The sequence below is a fragment of the Allobosea sp. LjRoot90 genome, assembly GCF_964254315.1.
GTDB lineage: Bacteria > Pseudomonadota > Alphaproteobacteria > Rhizobiales > Beijerinckiaceae > Allobosea.
Genome location: NZ_CAXUTF020000004.1, coordinates 201,922 through 221,015, shown reverse-complemented (window position 1 = coordinate 221,015; position 19,094 = coordinate 201,922). Strand labels below are relative to the sequence as shown.

The 19,094-nt window shown below is 67.0% G+C and carries 14 protein-coding genes; 7 read left to right on the top strand and 7 right to left on the bottom strand.

The window, feature by feature from the left end; translation table 11 throughout:
* Positions 1–118 precede the first annotated feature (118 nt).
* The 7 genes from ACSQ3M_RS16475 to ACSQ3M_RS16445 all read right to left on the bottom strand — a co-directional run bounded on the left by ACSQ3M_RS16475 (position 119) and on the right by ACSQ3M_RS16445 (position 9,545).
* Entirely contained in the window at positions 119–2,602 is a 2,484-nt protein-coding gene (locus ACSQ3M_RS16475) for a glycosyl hydrolase 2 galactose-binding domain-containing protein (protein ID WP_436151158.1), read from the bottom strand.
* Positions 2,603–2,606: 4 nt separating this feature from the next.
* The gene (locus ACSQ3M_RS16470) at positions 2,607–3,620 is read right to left on the bottom strand and encodes a DUF1839 family protein (RefSeq protein WP_436151536.1); all 1,014 of its coding nucleotides are present in this window, start codon (positions 3,618–3,620) and stop codon (positions 2,607–2,609) included.
* A gap of 5 nt (positions 3,621–3,625) precedes the next feature.
* A complete protein-coding gene (locus tag ACSQ3M_RS16465; RefSeq protein ID WP_436151157.1) occupies positions 3,626–4,546 on the bottom strand; it encodes an amino acid--[acyl-carrier-protein] ligase in 921 nt (306 codons plus the stop codon).
* Between the two features lie 4 nt (positions 4,547–4,550).
* Positions 4,551–5,735, bottom strand: coding sequence for an acyl-CoA dehydrogenase family protein (locus tag ACSQ3M_RS16460; protein WP_436151535.1), 1,185 nt, complete (start codon positions 5,733–5,735; stop codon positions 4,551–4,553).
* Positions 5,736–5,785: 50 nt separating this feature from the next.
* Positions 5,786–6,031, bottom strand: a complete 246-nt coding sequence (locus ACSQ3M_RS16455; protein ID WP_436151156.1) for an acyl carrier protein — start codon at positions 6,029–6,031, stop codon at positions 5,786–5,788.
* 278 nt (positions 6,032–6,309) lie between these two features.
* Complete coding sequence (locus tag ACSQ3M_RS16450) at positions 6,310–7,566, bottom strand: hypothetical protein (RefSeq protein ID WP_436151155.1); 1,257 nt, start codon at positions 7,564–7,566, stop codon at positions 6,310–6,312.
* Positions 7,563–9,545 (bottom strand): GumC family protein, encoded by a 1,983-nt coding sequence (locus ACSQ3M_RS16445; RefSeq protein ID WP_436151154.1) that lies wholly within the window; start codon positions 9,543–9,545, stop codon positions 7,563–7,565. The genes ACSQ3M_RS16450 and ACSQ3M_RS16445 overlap by 4 nt, the downstream gene beginning before the upstream one ends.
* Positions 9,546–9,971: 426 nt before the next feature.
* On the opposite strand from ACSQ3M_RS16445, the gene ACSQ3M_RS16440 reads away from it, so the two are divergent.
* The 7 genes from ACSQ3M_RS16440 to ACSQ3M_RS16410 all read left to right on the top strand — a co-directional run bounded on the left by ACSQ3M_RS16440 (position 9,972) and on the right by ACSQ3M_RS16410 (position 19,038).
* On the top strand, positions 9,972–11,198 hold the full coding sequence (locus ACSQ3M_RS16440) for a glycosyltransferase family 4 protein (RefSeq protein ID WP_436151153.1): 1,227 nt from the start codon (positions 9,972–9,974) through the stop codon (positions 11,196–11,198).
* The gene (locus ACSQ3M_RS16435; RefSeq protein ID WP_436151152.1) at positions 11,195–12,577 is read left to right on the top strand and encodes a lipopolysaccharide biosynthesis protein; all 1,383 of its coding nucleotides are present in this window, start codon (positions 11,195–11,197) and stop codon (positions 12,575–12,577) included. Before ACSQ3M_RS16440 ends, ACSQ3M_RS16435 begins: the two co-directional genes overlap by 4 nt.
* Complete coding sequence (locus ACSQ3M_RS16430) at positions 12,574–14,361, top strand: alpha/beta fold hydrolase (protein ID WP_436151151.1); 1,788 nt, start codon at positions 12,574–12,576, stop codon at positions 14,359–14,361. The genes ACSQ3M_RS16435 and ACSQ3M_RS16430 overlap by 4 nt, the downstream gene beginning before the upstream one ends.
* Positions 14,358–15,386, top strand: a complete 1,029-nt coding sequence (locus ACSQ3M_RS16425; RefSeq protein WP_436151150.1) for a glycoside hydrolase family 5 protein — start codon at positions 14,358–14,360, stop codon at positions 15,384–15,386. Before ACSQ3M_RS16430 ends, ACSQ3M_RS16425 begins: the two co-directional genes overlap by 4 nt.
* A complete protein-coding gene (locus ACSQ3M_RS16420; protein ID WP_436151149.1) occupies positions 15,383–16,534 on the top strand; it encodes a glycosyltransferase family 4 protein in 1,152 nt (383 codons plus the stop codon). Before ACSQ3M_RS16425 ends, ACSQ3M_RS16420 begins: the two co-directional genes overlap by 4 nt.
* A 128-nt stretch (positions 16,535–16,662) precedes the next feature.
* Positions 16,663–17,370, top strand: a complete 708-nt coding sequence (locus ACSQ3M_RS16415) for a GntR family transcriptional regulator (protein WP_436151148.1) — start codon at positions 16,663–16,665, stop codon at positions 17,368–17,370.
* A gap of 81 nt (positions 17,371–17,451) precedes the next feature.
* Positions 17,452–19,038, top strand: a complete 1,587-nt coding sequence (locus ACSQ3M_RS16410) for an ABC transporter substrate-binding protein (protein ID WP_436151147.1) — start codon at positions 17,452–17,454, stop codon at positions 19,036–19,038.
* The last annotated feature ends 56 nt before the right edge of the window (positions 19,039–19,094 follow it).

Below are 19,094 nucleotides of genomic sequence, written 5' to 3'. Positions count from 1 at the left end.
TCGGAAGCGCTCCGCGGCGGGTGCTTCCGGCCACTACATTCCAAATCGGGTGGCGCCCGTAAGCTACGGGCGCCCAACTCGCCGCAGCGTGGCTTTGCCATACCTGTCTGACTCAAGCTCAGACCTCGGCGGAATAGCTCACACGGTCGATGGCGTTGACGGCACGGACTTCGCCAGTCGGCTCACCGCTGGCCCCTGCGCGTTGCAGCAGGCGGACGCGCCGCGGCTCACCCGGCGCCATGTGGAACCAGTTCCGCTCCGGCCGCCAGCCATGGTCGACAATCTCGACCGATTGCGCGAAGCGCTGGGCCGAGAGAACCAGGCTCCACTCGTCGCCCTCGCGCTCCAGCTGCGCGGCAAGTCGGCACGGGTGCCGCTCATGGCCGCGCCCAAGCGGGAAGTGGAAGGCCTCCGCCAGCACCTCGCCGCTCGTGGTATCCCTCAGCACCGCCGAGGTCACGCCATGGCCGGGCGGGCCGAAGCGATAGGCATAGGCGATGTCGAAGAAGCGGCCGATCAGCTCGAAGGCCGACAGCGTCGTCGCCGAGCGCGGACCGAGCGCGACCTCGCGCTTCGCTTGCACGACGGCAACCTCACCGGCGCGCCAGCAGGTCAGCTCCACTATCGCGGCCAACGACTCGGGCCGTTCGTTGATGACATGCAAGGCGAGCCCATTCACGCCCTCATCGGTGAGCACGAGCTGGACCGGCCGGAAGGCACGGGCGAGCCCATGCCAGGCTGATTTCGGTTCGCCATCGCTGGCGATCACGCCCCAGCCTGCGCCGGGCTGGAGATCTTGCAGCAGCCAGACCAGCGCGCCGCGCGTCGGCGAGCCCGGCCGGCGCCATTCGGCGAAGGTCTCCTCCATCACCTCGGCGACGGTCGCGCGCGACAAGGCGAAATAGCGCTCCGGATCCTCGCGCCGGAGCAGCGCCGGGTCGAGCCCATAGAGGCGTTCGAGGTAACGGTCGCGCACATCCTCGAAATCCCAGGAGGCGCCCGCATCACGCGGCACGGCGCGCTTCCAGTCGGGATGATGGGTGATCGCCGGAGGCGTGCCGCTGCGCAGCGAGATCTCTTCCGGCACGTTGGCGAAGGCGAGGCTCTCGGCGGCGAAGCGCACATTGGCGCGGCGGGCATCGTCGAGGCCGCGCATATAGGCGCCGACGCCGTAATAATGCGTGACGCCCTTGTCGGCGACGAAGGGCAGCGGCCCGCCCGAGGGCGAATTCGGGACATAGGCGATATCGGGTCGTAAAGTGGCGACCGCCGCCGGCAGGATCTCGTCGAAGACCGGGCCGGACCAGGCTTCGGGCGGCGCGCCGAGCATCGCCGATTGCTGGAAGACCTCGCTGCCGCCACAGAGCACGGCGAGGCATGGCGAGCCCTGCGTCCTATTGAGCAGAGTCTCGACCTCCGCCGCGATCGTCGCACGGAACCCGGCATCGCCCTGCGGATAATCGAAATTGGCCAGCATCATCTCCTGCCAGACCATGATGCCGAGCTCGTCGCAGAGCGCGAAGAAGGCGTCGTCCTCATAGCTCATCACGCCGGGCAGGCGGATCATGTTCATGCCCGCGCCGCGCGCCAACCGGAGCCAGGGCTCGTAAGTCGCGCGGCCGCCGGCCAGCGTCGTGACGTCGGCATTGCTCCAGCAGGCGCCGCGACAGAAAACCGGCACGCCGTTGACGATGAGGCCAAAACCCTCGCCATCGGCGCCGCGATCGACCTCGAGCGAACGGAAGCCGATGCGGCCGAGACCGATCGTCTCGTCATCGAGCGTCAGTGTGAGATCGTGCAGCGTCGGCTCGCCATGGGTGTGTGGGAACCAGGGAGTGATGCCGGGCAAAGACAATGTTCCGGCTAATTTCTCTTCGCCATCCACCTGCAAAGCCACTTCGCCGCCGGCGCAGCGCATGATGGCGCTACCTGGCAGCGACGCATTCGCGGCAAGCGTCAAGCTGAGCGCAACAGTGCCGACGCCACCCTCATAGCTCGTGCGCAGATCGACGGCCTCTATCCGCGCTGTACCCGCCTTGCTCTCGATCCGCAGCACCGGGCGATAAGGCCCGGTCGGCAGGCCGGGCGGGCACCAGCCCGGCATCGAACCGAGCGCGCTGGTACGGAACCAGCGCAGGCCGTTGGGCTGGATCATCGTCGGCCGCCAGCGGGCGCGGCGCGGGGCGGCGGCGAGCTTTGGCGCCAACGCGCGGAAGCACAGCGCAATCTCGGTCCCGGCCGCGCAGTCGACGTCGAGCTCGACGGCTGCGAACATTGACGAGCTTTCGGCTCGCTTGACGCCGTCAATCCAGATTTCGCTGACCGTCGCCAGTCCGTCGAAGCGCAGGCGTCCGCTCAAAGGTCGGGCCAGCTGCGTGCGATACCAGTGGTCCTGCAAGCCGATCGCATCGGCGCTGGCGTCATCGAGCCGGCCAAGGCTGCGCAATGTCCCGGCGACCGTGCCCGGCACCGCGGCCTCTTGCCAGTTGCCGTAACCCAGCAGATCGGCCGGCGTCGCGGCGGCATCGGCCGCTGTCGCGAGCCAGGACCAGCCGTCCAGTTGCTCGACGCGTTCGCCGGAGCGCGCGACGATGCGGGCCATCGCCTCAGCCGGGGAAGCGCTGGCCGAGCGCTTCGCTGACCTGATCGTATTCGCCGACGAGCCCGGCAAGCGTCGCGTCAAGACGCTCGAAGCGCTTCTGCTTCATCGCCCTGGCGAGGTGGAACTGCGCCACCTTGGCGCCCTCGGCAATGCGCAGGGAGCCATCGCGGGCGACCTCCAGCCCATCGACCGACTGGCCGAGCCAGGACAGATGGCTGGCGAGCAGTTCGAAATTGGCGCCGAGCTGGCGCAGCGTGTTGAAGGCGTAGTGATGGAAGGCCGCGCCCGGACGCTCGGCCAACGCCTCAGCCTGTGCGGTCGCCACGACGCGGAAGGCCGCGACCGGATTGCCCTGCGGCCGGCGCGCGACATGGCGGGCGAGCAGCCTCAGCGCCGTCGCGCGCAAGGCCGCTTCGTCCGGCCGGCGCTGCGGCAGCCGCACCATCTCGGCATAGGGGAAGAGCGTGTCCTCGCGCATTTGCCCCGGCAGAAGCCGGAACAGCCCGTCAAAGTCCTCGCCTTCGGCCCGGTGCAGGCCGTCATTGTGGAAGTAGTCGAGCTCGCGGGTGACGCGGTCGAGCCGGTTCACCGCGATCGTCGTCTTGCCGTGGCTCTCCCGATAGGAGACCCCGCGCGTGTCGGGCATGTAGAAGGAATCGAGTTCGAGCAGCACCAGCCGGCCGAGTACGATCTGCTGCTCGATATGGCCGATCAGCTCGTCATAGAGCGCAAGCTCCGTCACCTTCAGACCGTAGAGCGCCTCGAGGTCCTCGAGCGGCGGCTTGAAGAAGGTGAACTGATCGCCCTCGAAATCCTGGGTGACGGTGAAGCCGAAGGCGGCAGCCGGCTCCAGCCCCAGCGCGTTGAGGATCTCGATCCAGAGGTCAGCATAGCAATTGGTCTGCGGCCAGTGCCGCTCGCCGGCATGCATAGCATGCCTGATATAGGCGAGCGGGTCGACCGGCAGCAGCCGGCCGGCCAAACCAGCAGGCTCGGCGATCTTGCGCTGGGCCGTCATGGCACTCACGGCCAGAGCACGTCGCGGACCGCGGTCGGCCAGCGCGCGACGTCGTAGCCATGGTGCTTGAACAAAGCGAGCGCGACCCGCTCCATGCCGAAACCGACGCAAGCCGTATGCGCGGTCTCGCCGGCGGAGGTCTCAATGCCCCAGGTCGTGCCGAAATGGTCCTGGTGATAGTTGAAGGAGAGGCAGGCGGTCGGCTTCTCCTCGCTCTCGATCGGGATCAGGAGCTCGAACTTCAGGCGCTGGTCGCGCTGGTTGTTGGCGAGCATGCGCCCGGCGCGGCCGAAGAACGGATCGTTGGCGACATCGACATGCAAGGGCACGCCGAGCGAGGCCATCATCTCCTGGCCGCGCTCGAGCCAGAGTGCACGGAAATCCGTGACCTGCTCGGGCGTGCCGAAGCGGACATATTCGCGCATCCGGAAGAGCTGCATCCGGGCCGGGTCCTTCGAGGGCTCGTGCCGGAAGCAGTAGGATTGCAGGTCGAACAGCGCGCCGTCCGGCTTGAGCGGCCCGCGCTTGGCGACCACCGGGTAGAGCACGTAGCAGGCGGCCGGCGTCAGCACGACGTCGGTCGACTTCTGGCCACCGGTCCAGTCATGCCCTTCGGCGACGTTGTGCAGCAATTCGGCATGGGCGCGCTCGTCACCGTCGAAGGCGTGCACGGTGCCGGCGAGCTGCGGGAAGCTCTTGAGATAGCCGCTCTTCTCGAAAGCGCTGCGGCTCATCGCCGGCGGAAAGCGCGCGACTTCGGCGCCGTCCTTTCCGCCATAGCGGGTGATCAGCAGGTCGAACTGGGCGACGACCTCCTCGAACAGGCCGCTGCGGCCATAGAGCCCGTCGACACCCGTGTCGATCAGCAGGCCGTTATCGATCAGCTCCGCAAGGAAACCCTGCGGCTGGGGGCAATTCTGGCACATGCGATCACCGGGAAAGGCTGGGGTCGTGTTTGTAGACCGCCAGCAGGTTGGAGGTGTTGCCGAGGATTCGGTCGTTGTTGATCATGATCGGCGCCGAGAGCGCATCGCGCATCAGGCGCGCCAGGCTCGCCGGGCTGTCATTGCGATAGCCCTGGATGCCGCAGATCAGGAAGGCCTGCATCACGATCTCGCCGACGCTTTGCGAGGCGACGACCTTGATGCTGTTCATCGCCACGACGAAGCCCATCGAGGAGAGTTCGTCTGCATCGCCGCGGGCGCGCTCGTAGCGGTCGAGCCCGGCGACGACCAGCGCCTTGAATTGCTGCAGGCGGGCGAGCAGCTCGGCGAGGCGTAGCGCGCTCGGCGGGGTCGAGCCTGGACGCTTGCGCGCCTCGCTGCGCACGAAGCCTTCGGCGCGGGCCACCGCCTCCGCCGCAATGCCGTACCAGACCGAAGCCCAGAGCAGATGCGCGTTGGGCAGCATCGACTGCGCCGCGATCTCGGCGAAGGGCACCGGGATGATCTGCTCGGCCGGGGCCCGGCCGGCGAAGGTGAAGTTGTCGGAGCAGGTGCCGCGCATGCCCATCGTGTCCCAGGCGGCGCTGCGCTCGAGCCGGTACTGGTCGCTGGTCAGGACGGACATGACCTGGTCGGAAGGCGGGGCCTCGGGCGTGCGCCGCGAGGTGATCAGAATGGCATCGGCCTGCGCGCCATAGGAGATCAGGCAGCCTTCCTTATCGAGCGTGAAATCGTCGCCCTCGCGCACCACGCCGCAGATCGAAGAGCGCAGGTCGCCGCCGACGCCACCGCCCTCGGTCGTCGCCGACGCCAGCAGGAGCTGCTCGCGAGCGATGCGGGCCATGAAGGCGCTGTGCCAGGGATCATCACCGCAATGCACCACCAGGCTCGACACCTTGATCTGGTGCATCGCGTAGATCATGCCGCTCGAGGCGCAGGCTTGCCCCAGCACGGCGCATATCTCCGAGATCGTCGAATGGCTCGCCTCTTCGCCGCCATGGGCAGCCGGGATCATGATGCCGAGCAGGCGCTCCTGCTTCAGCGCCTCGAACACCTCCTGCGGGAAGCGCGAGTTCGCATCGACATCCGCCGCATGCTCGGCCGCGAGCTTGGCGATCTTGCGCGCCTTGGCGACCATCGCCTTCTGCGCTTCGGCGCTGGCGCCGGGCATCTCGGAGGTGAGCTGGTAGCCGGCTTCAGCGAGGCGGGCGAGCGTCGTCATCAAACGTGCTCGCTCTGGATGGTGCGGATCGCGCTCTCGATCGCGGCGATCGAGGCGAAGTTGCGCCGGTTCATCATCATGTCCGGGAATTCAACCTCGAAGGCATCCTCGAGCGCCATCATCAGCTCGACCGTGCCGAAGGAGGTGAGGCCGGCATTGTAGAGATCGGCCTCGTCGCCGAGCGTGGCGACGTCGACCGGGAGCTTGCCGGTGGTCTTGAGGATTTCGCGGATCCTGGTCTTCATCTCTCGTCCTGCCCTGTCCCGTATCACTGGCGTGGCGTCGCAGCGGCCTAGCCTCGGCATACGGAGGTAAACGCTCGCGCAGGGCGCGGTCGCAGTATCCGTCGTGAGGCTTTCCGTCGATTGGTGTGACGCCGTGTCGTTCGTTACGTCAGGCCTAACGCATAAAATTTAAAGTTGCCTTGCGTGCATCACGGAAAGCACCGGCAATGCGCTTTACTGGCTGACGTTTGGACATGTGGTAAATAGCTGGTTGCTCGAATAGCTGAGATGCAGCCGGTTCAGCCGGTTGCCGCCACGGAATAGGCTGGTTCAGCGTCGCGCTCTACGGCCTTGGCAGGTTCTGCACCCACAGCAGCATCGCTCGATCCAGTCATGAACCAGAGCAATGCGGCCGTCTTGATCGAGTAGACGGAGTCGCTGACGATCATCAGCAGGCAGATATAGGTCGCGACACAGACCTTGAAGCGCCAGGCGCGGGGCGATCGCTCCGGAGCGAAGATGAACAGGCTCCAGAAGCCGATCACGCCGATGAGCCCGATCTGGTTGAGCGAATAGGCGTAGCCGGAATCGGAGAGGAAGGGCTTGTCCGGCGACAGGCCCCAGACCGCTGCGGGCGAAAGCGAGGTGATGAGCCGCGCCGTCCAGAGCATGCGACCCATGAAGTTATTCTGCCAGTTCACCTCGGCGCTGGTGAAGCCATAGATCGCAAGCCCGATCAGGGCGACGAAGGGCGCCACCAGCCAGATGAAGCGCGGCGTGCGCGGCGCCACCAAGTAAGCGATCGTCGCGACGATGCAGACATTGGCGCCGAAGCGCGAGTCACTGAGGACGATCGCCGCCAGCCCCGTCGCCATGGTCAGCCAGCGCTTGGCCATGCCCGGTCGGTTGAGCGTCCAGATATAGAGGATCGCACCGAAATTGCCGGTCGAGATCGGCTCGAGGAAGACCGAGGATGCCCGGTGCGGCCCGAGGAACGGCAGAAGCGTGCGCGAGTCGGGTCTGAGGCCGCTGGCGAAGAGCGCGCCGGTCTGGCTGCTGACGTCGCTCGGCGCCACCGTGCCGCGCGCCACATAATATTTGATGATGTTGAAATAGGAGACGTAGACATCGAGCGCGAGGAACTCGAACAGGCCGAAGGCGACGACGATGAGCCCGCAGACGAGGGCGGCACGGTCGGCCAATCTTATATCATTGCAGCTCTTGCCGAGCAGATAGAAGGCGATCGGGATCAGGAAATCGCGTACCGCCTTGGGATCGATCAGCGGCCGCATCGCCATCAGCAGGACGGCATAGGAAAAGAAGATCGCCAGCAGCAGATAGGGCGCCGCGTTCCGTCCGAGGCCAAGATAGAGCGCGGCCGCGACCAGCACCACCTCGCAGCCCATCACCATGGTGTCGTTGATGCCCATGACGTTTGTGTTGATGAAGCACAGCGCCATGTTGAAGGTGAGCGCGCCGATCAGCAGCGCGATCGGCAGGGTCGGGAGAGGCCGGCTCGGATCGAAGCCGTCAGCCATGGCCGAGGGCCTGCTCACGCGGCCGCCTGCGCCGGACGCCGCAGCCAGCGGGCCGCCACGCTGGACACACCGGCTCCCGCGCTCTCGGGAACGACGAGCGCGACAATGTGCTCCCCGGCCGGGTCGATCGCAGCCGCCTGATCGACGAGGCTGCGGGTGGTTTCACCGGCGAGCGAGGTTGCGAACACGATCGCGTCCGGCCGTGCGCTCGCCTTGCCGTCGGCCTGCGCGGTCCGCCGCATGACGATGAAGTTGCGCGGCCGCCCCGGTCGAGCCGGCATAGCCCCGGCGGGCTCGATCCGGCGGATGTTCATGTCGCGGCCAGTCCCGTCCTGGCAAAGCAGCACGCTCTCGCCATGCGCCGCCAGGCTGTTGGCGAGGTGCTCGGCGAGCGCCGCCTGCGTGGCATCGTCGACCGAGCCAGCGATCATCACCGAAGCCGGCAGATGCGGGCCGAGCGTCTTCTGCAACAGCCGCGTGATCGGAAGGAGCGCATCTTCACGGCCGGCGGCCCTGGCCGGCAGCGATATCACGGTGCCGACGCCGATCGCCCGGCCGGCCGCTTCCGGCGTGAGCGGCTTCGCCATCTGGGGCAGGAGCCGCGACGTCGGCAGCCATTCGATGAGATAGGCTGCCCCGAGCCCGGCGCAGCTGCCGAAGAGCAGCGCCGCTGCAATCACCAGCAGAGCCGGCGGCTGGCTGGCGACCGCCGGCGCGACGGCCTCGGACAGCATGCGCGAGTTGTTGGTCTCGATCCGCTTCTGCTGCTCGAGCTCCTTGGCGCGTTGCAGCGAGGCGCTATAGACCACGCGGACCGCTTCGGCCTCACTTTCGAGCTGACGCAGCTTGATCTGGGCGGCACCGCTGACCTCCTGCGACTTGGTCAGCTCAGTCGCCCGCTTCCTGAGATTGGCGAGATTGGCCTCGGCCTGACGATAGCCTTCCTGCACCGTGGCACGCAGGCGGACCAGCTCCCCGGCGAGAAGCCGGCGCGTCTCGGCGAGCTCGGCCCGGATCTCGATCAGGCGCGGGTGCTGCGGCGCGAGCGTCTGGGCAAGGCTCGCCGCCTCGCGCGCGCTCTGGGCATATTGTGCCCTGAGCGAGGTCACGACCGAGGAGGTGAGCGCCTCCGGCAGCGTGTCGGAAAGCGGATCGCGGTTTTGATAGCGGCCCAGCTGGTCGCGCCGGGCTTGCTGGCGTGCGGATTCCGCTTCGGCCTGGCTGATCTGGCCATAGAGGTCGCGCAATTGCTGCGAGATGATGAGCCCGCCTTCGCCAGTGCTGACGAGGCCATGCTGGCTGCGGAAGCCCTGGACGGCGCGCTCCGCCGTATCGAGCTGCGTCCGCAGGCCGGAGATCTGGTCGATCAGCGTCACGTTGGCGCGTTCGACGACGGAGCGGCGTCCGTCATTGCCCTGGCGGAAATAGACCAGCGCCAGCCCATTGGCGATATCGGCCGCCTTCTGCGCCCGCGGATGCGAGACGATGATGCGGAAGACCAGCGAGTTCTCGACGCGCTGGATCACGATCGACTTCTTGAGCGCGTCGACCATCTGCGCCTGGCGCTGGTCGGGCGTCGGCTGCACCAGCCGGCCGAGCAACCGGGAGATCAGGCCGGGCGGGCGGGCGAAGGCCGGATCATTCTCGAGGTCGAGATCCTCGATGACCTGGCGCAGCACGCCGGTCGAGGTCATCACCAGCGCCTGGCTGTCGACATTGGCGAAGTCGATCGAGGCCGAAGTATCGGTACGAACGATGTCCTTGCCGACGACCTGCAGCGCCTGCGGATCGACGAGGAGCTCCGCCGTGGCCCGGTAGATCGGGGTCTGGACCGAAAGATAGGCGAGTGCGAGCAGCAGGCAGAGGACTGCGCTCGCGATCACCAGCCAGCGGCGCCGACGCAGCAGCTGGAGCAGTTCGGGCAGGCTGAAGGCAGCAGAGAGCCGGCCCGTCGCGGGCGCGTCGTCTCTTCCACCTGCCTCGAGCGCAGCCGGCACCGCAAATCTCCTCGACCTGTCCCGATCCGACGCGCATCCGCGGCCGGACGCGCCGACGGGCTCGGCTGGAATTCCACCGCGCATCCTGTCGAGCTGTGGTTAATATTTCGGTAACAAACTAATTACAATTCTATCCAAATATTAGAGGTCATGAATATTTGAAAATTAACTAAATAACCAGCGCATGCAAAAGGAATATTTCGCTTTGCTGCAGTCGATGATAGATCAATATTTACGAAAGTTGGCGGTATCAGACGCCCTTTTCGATTGCGCAGCCGCGATCCGCGCGATCCCGTTCACGCCCCGTTTACAACAGGAAGAAATCCCCCGGCCACGCCAACGTTTGCTTAGCTCGTGCCGGGTATCCCTACCAAAGGGAAAGGCCGGCCCAGCAAACGCGCCGTGACGAGGACAGGTCCAGACCGCATGCGTATCCTGATGGCCTGTGCAGCTTTCCCGCCTTTCATCGACGGTGGCGGGCCGATCTCGGCGATGATTGTCGCCAAGCTGCTGCGTGCCGCCGGCCATGATCTGACCGTGGTGAACGTCTCCGGCGAGGACCGGCACGAGATCTATGACGGCGTGCCGGTGCATCGCCTGCGCTCGCTCAACATCGACTGGAACTACCGGCTGCCGCGCCCGACCTGGAAGAAGGCGATCTGGCATGCGCTCGAGAATTTCAACCCGCGCGCCTTCCTGGTCATGCGCCGCGAGATCAGGCGCCTGCGCCCGGACATCGTGCTGACCGACTCGATCGAGAACATCAATGTCGCGACTTGGGCGGCGGCGAACAGCTGCGGCGTACCCATCGCACATATCCTGCGCAGCACCTTCTTGCTCTGCTGGAAGGGCAGCATGTGGCGTGGCGGCGACAATTGCGGCCGCGCCTGCACGTCTTGCCAGGCGACCTCGTACGGCAAGAAGCTCAGTTCGCGCTTCGTCGATGCTGTCATCGGCGAGACGAATTTCATCATCGGCCGTCATCTCGAGCACGGCTATTTCCCGAACGCGACCACGCACCCGATCCCCGGCGCGATCGCGCCTGTGCCCGGCGCCCTGCCTCGCACCGCACCGCCCATTGGCCGCCCGCTGCGCGTCGGCTTCATCGGCGTTCACGATCCGATCAAGGGCCTCGACACGCTCGCCGCCGCGGCCCACAGGCTGCAGGCCGAGCCGGTCGAGTTCCTGATCGCCGGCAGTGGCCAGAGCGAGTACGCCGAGGCGCTGCCCGGCCGCTTCCCGGCCCATAACACCCGCTTCCTCGGCTGGACCAAGCCGGACGAGTTCCTGCCGCAGATCGATGTCCTGGCCGCCCCCTCGCTGTTCCGCGAGCCTTTCGGCCGGGTGGTGATCGAGGCCTTCGCCGATGGCGTCCCGGTGATCGGCGCAAAATCCGGCGGCATCCCCGAAACGATCCAGCCTGGTGTCAACGGCGCCCTGTTCGAGCCCGGCGACGATGCGGCGCTGGCGGAAGCGATCATGGCCTTTGCCCGCGACCGCACGCTCGTCGCGACGCAATCGGCCGGCGCGCTTGCCGCGGCGGCGCGCTATACGCCGGACCGCATTGCCGCTGCCTATGGCGCCGTCTTCGACAGCCTAGTCGGCAAGCCGGCCGAAGGCACCCTCCTGCAACCGCGGGAGGTCCGGACGTGAAGGCGTTGCTGGAGCTGGCATGGACCGGAGCAGGCCGCTTCCTGCCCGCCTTCTCTTCGCGCTTCAGCAGCACGCTGCTGAGCTTCTTCGTGCTTCTGGTCGCGAGCCATTTCCTGCCGACGCAGGAATACGGGCTCTACGTCTTCCTGTTCTCGATCGGCAGCGCGCTCGGGCTGATCGCGGTGCTCGGCCAGCAGATCCTCGTCGTCAAGCATTACCGCCGGACCGAGGCGAGCGGCCACCCGCTCAACCAGGCGCTTCTCGGGGTCAATGCCCGCTGGCTCGCGCTCGGCTGTTTCGTGCTGCTGGCTGCGGCCCTGCCGCTCTGGCTCTTCGCCGAGCGGCTGCCGCCGACCTATCATTATCTCTGGCTCGCTTTCGTCTTCGCCGCGATCTTCGCGCTCAGCGAATACCTGCAGAACTATTTCCGCATCCACGGCCGCATCAACATGTCGCTGGTGCCGCGCGAGATCGTCTGGCGCGGCAGCTCAATCCTGTGCATCGCCGCCGCCGGCTTCGGTGGCATCCTGACAGGTGGCGCGGGGGCGATGGCGATCGCCACGGGCCTGCTTGCCGCCACCACGCTCTATCAGGGCGTGATGTTTCTTCGTGACGAGGGGTTGAGCTGGCTCGGCGCGCACCGGCGGATCCCATCGCAGACACATGCGGACTGGCGCCGCGAGAGCGGCTACTTCATCGCCAACAACGTCCTGAATTCCGCCTCGGCCTATCTCGAGACCATCCTGATCGGCGCCCTGCTCGGCCTGAACGAGGCCGGTTTCTATTTCGTCGCACTGCGCATCGCCATGCTGCTGCTGCTGCCTCTCGCGGCGATCGACACCGTCGGCATCCCGATGATCGCCGCCCGCTTCCAGAAATCCGACACGGCCGGCGCGCAGTTGCTGATCGGCCGGCTCTCCTTTGCGAGCTTCTGCATCTCGTTGCTGGGCGCGCTGGCGCTCACCGTCGTCGCGCCCTTCATCTTGCACCTGTTCAATCCGGAGTTCGTCCGGCATGCCGATGTGCTCACCGCGCTTTGCGTGCTCTCGGTCTCGCTGTCCTTCTTCGGCCCCGGCTCCTGGCTGCTGATGATCGGCGGCGGCGAGCGTTTCTTCCTGATCGCGCGGGCGATCATGTTCGTCATCTATCTCGGCCTGCTCTACGGGCTGGCGCGGGTCGGCGGGCTGATGGGCATCGCCATCGCCGGACTGATCTTCAGCACCGCCTCGAGCCTCGCCGCCTGGTATTGGATCAAAGAGAAATGGCGGATCGACAATATGGCCACCGCCTTCATCCGGCCCTTCCTCTTCGGCGGCGCGCCGGCGGACAAGGCAACCCCGCTGCCGACGGACCGTGCCACTGAGGGAGCCGGTCGATGACGGTAGCCGCAGCCTATCGCATGGAGCCGGCCAGCGAGCTGTCCGCGACGGCGCCCTCGCCCTTCGGCACGCCGGTGAGCTTCGGCCGCAGCATGGGTGTCTTCCATGCCGGCCATACCCCGTTCGCGGTGCTGATGCTCGGCGCCGTCGGCTATGAGGAGCTCTGCTTGCGCGCGACCTGGCGCAGCCTGGCACAGGCGCTGGCGGACAAGGGCATCGCCTGCCTGCGCTTCGACTATCCCGGTCAGGGCGATGCGCAAGAAGCCGCCGATCCGCAAGGACTGGACGATTGGTTCGAGACGGTCCGCGCCGCCGCGGAGTTGCTGCGCCGTTCCAGCGGCTGTGAGCGCCTCGTCCTGCTCGGCCAGGGACTCGGCGGAACGCTGGCGCTCAAGCTCGCCGAAGATCTCGCGCCGATCGCGGCAACCGTCCTCATGGCGCCGGTCGGCAATGGCAAGCGCTATCTGCGCGAGCTTGCGGCCTGGACGCGGATCGTCTCGGACCGGATCGGCATCGGCACCGACCCAGATGACGACACCCGCTGCGCCGTGGCCGGCCTGCGCATCGCGCCCGGCCGCCTGCCGGCAATCGCGACGCTCGGAACAAGCGCGCTCCGGCAAGCGCCGTCCGAACAGGTCCTGCTACTGTCTCGATCCGGTCATGGCGGCGACGCGGCCCTGGCCGAAGCGCTCACCGGCCTCGGCGCCGCCGTGACGCAGCGCGTCTATCAAGGCTACGAGACGCTGACCACTGATCCGACTGCGGCCCGCCCGCCCAAGGCGACGATCGCTGGTATCGTCGACTGGATCGTGGAACGAGCCGAGGCGACGGGCTCTGCTCCCGTCGGCATCAGGACGCCCCAGTTGCCCGGCCCGGCGGAAGGCGTGCTCGGCGACAGCTTCGTCGAACGCCCGATCCGCTTCGGCCCGAACGGCCGCCTCTTCGGCGTGCTTTGCGAGCCACTCGGGCCGGCGGCGCGCGAGCCCATCATCTTCGTCAATGCCGGCCGCGACTATCATATCGGCTGGGCCCGGGTCAGCGTGAGCCAGGCGCGCGCCTTCGCAGTGCGTGGCACCGCCTCGCTGCGCTTCGATGCCAGCAGCGTCGGCGACAGCGGAGTGGCTGCCGACGGTCCGGAGGAGATTCTCTATTCGCAGGCGCAGATCGACGATGTCCGCCTCGCCATCGACGCCATGCAGGCGCGCGGCTTCGACGCTCCGGTCCTGATCGGCCGCTGCAGCGGCGCCTATGCCGCCTTCCATGCCGCCGTCATCGACGCGCGCATCCGCCGCCTCGTCATCGTCAACAATGAGCGCTTCGTCTGGGACCCCGACGAAAGCGTCGAGGATGCGATCCGCTATGCCCATCGCAGCGCCGGCGATCTCGGCGCAACGCTGGCCCGCAAGGACGGACTGCGCCGCCTGCTCACCGGAAAGCTCCGTGTCGGACCGGCCGGGCGCTATCTCATCTACCGCTATCGCAAGAAGCTTTCGGTCAAGCTCGCGCCCATGCTCGGCCGACTGACCAAGCATGGCCGGCTCCATCATCAATGCCATCGCCATTTCGCCGTGCTGGCCGAGCGCAAGGTCGCACTATCGCTACTCTATGCCGATGGCGATGTCGGGCTGGCCGAGCTCCAGACCTATTTCGGCGAGGCCGGCAAGGGCCTCGCCGTCTATCCCAACGCCTCGCTGACGATGATCCCGGACGCCGACCACAACTTCACGCACCTCGCCGCTGGGCAACGCCTGCTCGATGCGCTGCTCAGGATCGTCGCGCCGTGAGGTCAGTCCTTCTCGCTTTGGCGCTGGTCGCCGCCTTGCCCGCGCAAGCCGAAATCTGCCTGCGCGGCGTCAACCTGTCGGGTGCCGAGTTCGGCGACCTGCCGGGCAAGGTCGATACCGACTATACGTATCCGAGCGAGGCGGCGATCCAGCGCCTCGGCAAGCTCGGCATGAGCGCCATCCGCCTGCCCTTCCGCTGGGAGCGCCTCCAGCCGCAGCTCAACGGCTCGCTGGAGATCATGGAGCTCGCCTATCTCGACCAGACGGTCCGCCGGATCGAGGAGGCCGGGCTCGTCGCCATCATCGACCTGCATAATTACGGCTATTACGCCAAGAAGCAGCTCGGCTCGGCCGAGCTCCCGGCCGAAGCGCTGGCCGATATCTGGGGCAAGCTCGCACAGCATTACCGCGACCGTCCCAAGCTCGTCTTCTCGCTGATGAACGAGCCCTACGACATCAACAGCGCGAACTGGACCAAGATCCAGAACACCGCCATCGCCGCGATCCGCAAGGCAGGCGCCAAGCAGCTCCTCCTGGTCACCGGCACGGCCTTCGGCGGTGCCCATAGCTGGACCTCCGACCTCCCCGTCGGCAACAACGGCCGCGATCTGCTCGGCGTCGTCGACCCGCTCGACCGCTACGCCTACGACTTCCATCAATATCTCGACGCCGACTATTCCGGCCGCGCCGCGGAATGCTCGGCCGCTGCCGGCGCGCTGAAGGGGATCGACGACGTCACAGCCTGGCTCAAGGCGAACGGCCGCCGCGGCTTTCTCGGCGAGTTCGCCGCCTCGAACAAACCGGAATGCCTGACTGCGCTCAGGCAGATGGTGACGAAGCTCGACGCCAGCCCGCAGCAATGGCTGGGCTGGACAGCCTGGGGCGCCGGGGCCTGGTGGCCGGCGGACTATGTCTTCAACCTGGATCCGACCCCGGCCGGCGAGCGCCCGCAGATGAAGCTGCTGGCTCAGCGCTTCAAGGCGAAGAAGCCTACTGCTATGTGCGGCCCGGAGGCCAAGCCGTGACCGTCCCGTTCTCCCACCGCTCGGCGCCCGCAGTACCGGCCGGCACGCGCATCGTCCATGTCGTGCGCCAGTTCCTGCCCAATCGCGGCGGGCTCGAGGATGTCGTCGCCAATCTCTGCCGGGCACAGCTGGCCGTCGGCCTGCGACCATCCGTGGTGACGCTCGATCGCCTGTTCTCGCAGCCGGACCTCGCCCTGCCGGCGAGCGACATCATCGACGGCATTCCCGTCACCCGCATCCCCTTCCGCGGCTCGACGCGCTATCCGCTCGCACCGCAGGTCTTTGCCCATCTGCGCGATGCCGACCTCGTCCATGTCCATGCGGTCGATTTCTTCTTCGATGCGCTGGCTCTCTGCTGGCTGCTGCATCGCAAGCCGCTCGTCGCCACCACCCATGGCGGCTTCTTCCACACCGGCGATTTCGCCAGCCTGAAGAAGCTCTGGTTCAACGGCCCGACGCGGCTCTCGGCCCAGGCCTATCGCGCCATCGCCGGCTGCAGCAGCAACGATGCCCGCATGTTCGAACGCATCGCGCCGGGCAAGGTCCGGGTGATCGAGAACGGTGTCGATCTCGACAAGTTTGCCGGCGCCTCCAGCCCCGAGCCGCAGCGCCGCCTCGTCAGCATCGGGCGCTTCTCCAAGAACAAGCGCCCGGACCGGCTGATCGCGACGATGGTGGCGCTGGCGCGGCGCGAGCCGAACTGGCATCTCGACATGCTCGGCGTCGCCTCGGACTGGACTGAGGACGCGCTGCGGACGGCGATCGCAAGCGCCGGCATGGAACAGAACGTGACGCTGCATCTCGGGCTCGACGATGCCGCGGCGAGGGCGGTGATGAGCCGTGCCTCGCTCTTCGTCTCGGCCTCCGAATTCGAGGGCTTCGGGCTCGCTCTGGTCGAGGCGATGAGCGCCGGCCTCGTGCCGATCGTGCAGCCCAATGCCGCCTTCGCAGGCCTCGCCAGCAAGTTTCCCGTCGTGCGGACAGTGGACTTCGCCGATCCGGAGGAAGCAGCGGCGGCCGTCGAGCAGGCCCATGCCGATCTCGTCCGCTTCCCCGGCAATACGCGCCCACGCCTGTCTGACCTCGCATCCTATTCCTGGAACGAGGTCACCCGCCGCTATCTCGAGTTCTACGCCGCGGCGCTCTGACCCCTCGACGCAACCACTCTCCGCCGACGCAAGGAAGCCCTTGCGCGCGGTCGATTTCTGGCTTTGTAATAGTGGATACACTCATACAAAATTGCTGATTGAGTGCCAGCGAGTCGCAGGGGAACGGGATGAGCTTCGCCTCCAAGGGGATGGCCGCAACGGCGCAGGACGAGGCTTACCGGGCCATCCTGCAGGACATCCGCAGCGGCCGCTACCAGCCTGCCGAACGATTGATCCCGGAGACGATCGCGCGCGAGCTCGCCATGAGCCGCATGCCGGTGCGCGAGGCCTTTCAGCGCCTCGCCAATGAGGGCCTCGTCCTCATCCGTCCCAATCGCGGCTGCATCGTCTCCGGCCTGACCATCGAGGAGATCTACGAGCTCTTCGAGATCCGCTCCGTACTCGAAGGTCTTGCGGTTCGTCTCGCCATGCCGCGCTTCGACGCAGCGGCGCTGGCCGAGCTCGACGACCATGTCGTTCGCATGCATCGCGCCGGCGCGGCCGGCGGCGCCGACTGGCTCGGCAAGCACCAGGCCTTCCACGCCTATATCTGCGGCTTGAGCGGGCGGCCGAAGCTGATCTCCCAGATCGCCGCGCTGCACATCGCCGTCGAGCCGTACATGCGCGTCTGGCTCCACCACGTCGCCCAGCCCGCTCACGCCACCGAGCGCCAGGACGAGGTCGTCGAGGCGATCAGGACCGGTGACGCCGAGCATGCCGAGGCGGTGATGCGCGACCACGTCCTGCGCACTGCGCCGCGCCTCGCCGAGTTCCTGCGCAGCCGCGGCCAGGCGGCAGGCGTTCCATCGACCCTGCCGGCCAGCGCGCAGATCTGAACCAAACGACGCGGCGGCTCGCAAGAAGGCCGCTATCCCGAGGACGCCCGAGGATCAGCCAAAAGAACGAGGGGAATCACAATGGATCGACGCCAATTCCTGAAAGCCTCTGCCGCGACGGTCTTCCTGCCGGCAGCACCGCATCTCGCCAGCGCGCAGGATGCCAAGACCCTGCGCTTCGTGCCCTATTCCGACGTCGCGATCATCGATCCGATCTGGACCAACGGCTACTCGACGCGCACCCATGCGCTGCTCGTCTGGGACACGCTCTACGGGCTCGACGACCAGTTCCAGCCACAGCCCCAAATGGTCGAGGGCCATGTCGTCGAGGATGACGGCAAGCGCTGGACGCTGACGCTGCGGCCCGGCCTCGTCTTCCATGATGGCAGCAAGGTGCTGGCGCGCGACGCCGTCGCCTCGATCAGGCGCTGGGGCGTGCGCGACACCTTCGGCCAGGCGCTGATGGCCGCGACCGACGAGATCTCGGCACCGGACGACCGCACCATCGTCTTCCGGCTGAAGGCGCCCTTCCCGCATCTGCCGGCGGCGCTCGCCCGCCCGAGCGCGCTCGTCGCCGCGATCATGCCGGAGCGCCTCGCACAGACCGACCCGTTCAAGCAGATCCCTGAGGCGATCGGCAGCGGCCCCTATCGCTATCTCACCGCCGAGCGCATCGCCGGCGCCCGCCATGTCTATGCCCGGCACGAAGGTTACGTCCCACGTTCCGGCGGCACGCCGAGCTTCACCGCAGGGCCGCGCACGCCCTATCTCGACCGCATCGAATTCAACGTCATGCCCGATGCCGCGACCGCGGTCTCGGCGCTGCAGACCGGCGCGGTCGACTGGGTCGAACAGCCGATCATCGATCTCCTGCCGCTGCTGCGGAAGGATCCGAACATCGTGGTCGAGGTGAAGGACCGGACCGGTATGGCCGGGCAGCTGCGGCTGAACCATCTGCAGCCGCCCTTCAACAACCCGGCGATCCGCCGCGTCATCCTCAAGGCGATCGACCAGGAGGACTGCATGAACGCGGTCTGCGGCGGCGATCCGCAGGTCGAGCGCGGCAGCATCGGCTTCTTCCCGAACAACTCGCCCATGGCTTCGGATGTCGTCGCTCCGGCTCTGAAGGGACCGAAGGATTTCGGCAAGCTCAAGCAGGAACTCGTTGCCGCAGGCTACAAGGGCGAGAGAGTGGTGTTCCTCGCAGCGCAGGATGTGCCGCGCATCGCCCTGGTCTGCGATGTCGCGGCCGATGCGCTGAATAAGATCGGCGTCAATGTCGACTTCGTCGCAGCCGACTGGGGCACGGTGCTGCAGCGCATCGGCAATCGCAGCCCGGTCGAGCAGGGCGGCTGGAGCTGCTACATCACTTACTGGTCCGGGCTCGATCTCGGCTCGCCGGCGACGAGTTCCCCGCTGCGCGGCAACGGCGCCAAGGGCAGCCCGGGCTGGCCCGACAGCCCGCAGATCGAGGCGCTGCGCGCCCGCTGGCTCGCCGCCGCCGATCCCACCCAGCAAAAGGCGATCGCCCGCGAGATCGAGCTCCAGGCGGTGCAGGACGTGCCCTATGTCCCAGCCGGCCAGTACCTGCAGCCGGTTGCCTATCGCAAGAACCTGACGGGCATGCTGAACGGCGTCCCGGTCTTCACCAATCTGCGCAAGGGCTGAACGCCCTTCGCTCCCTGCCTCAATGGCCGGCAACCAATGCCGGCCACGTTTCCACG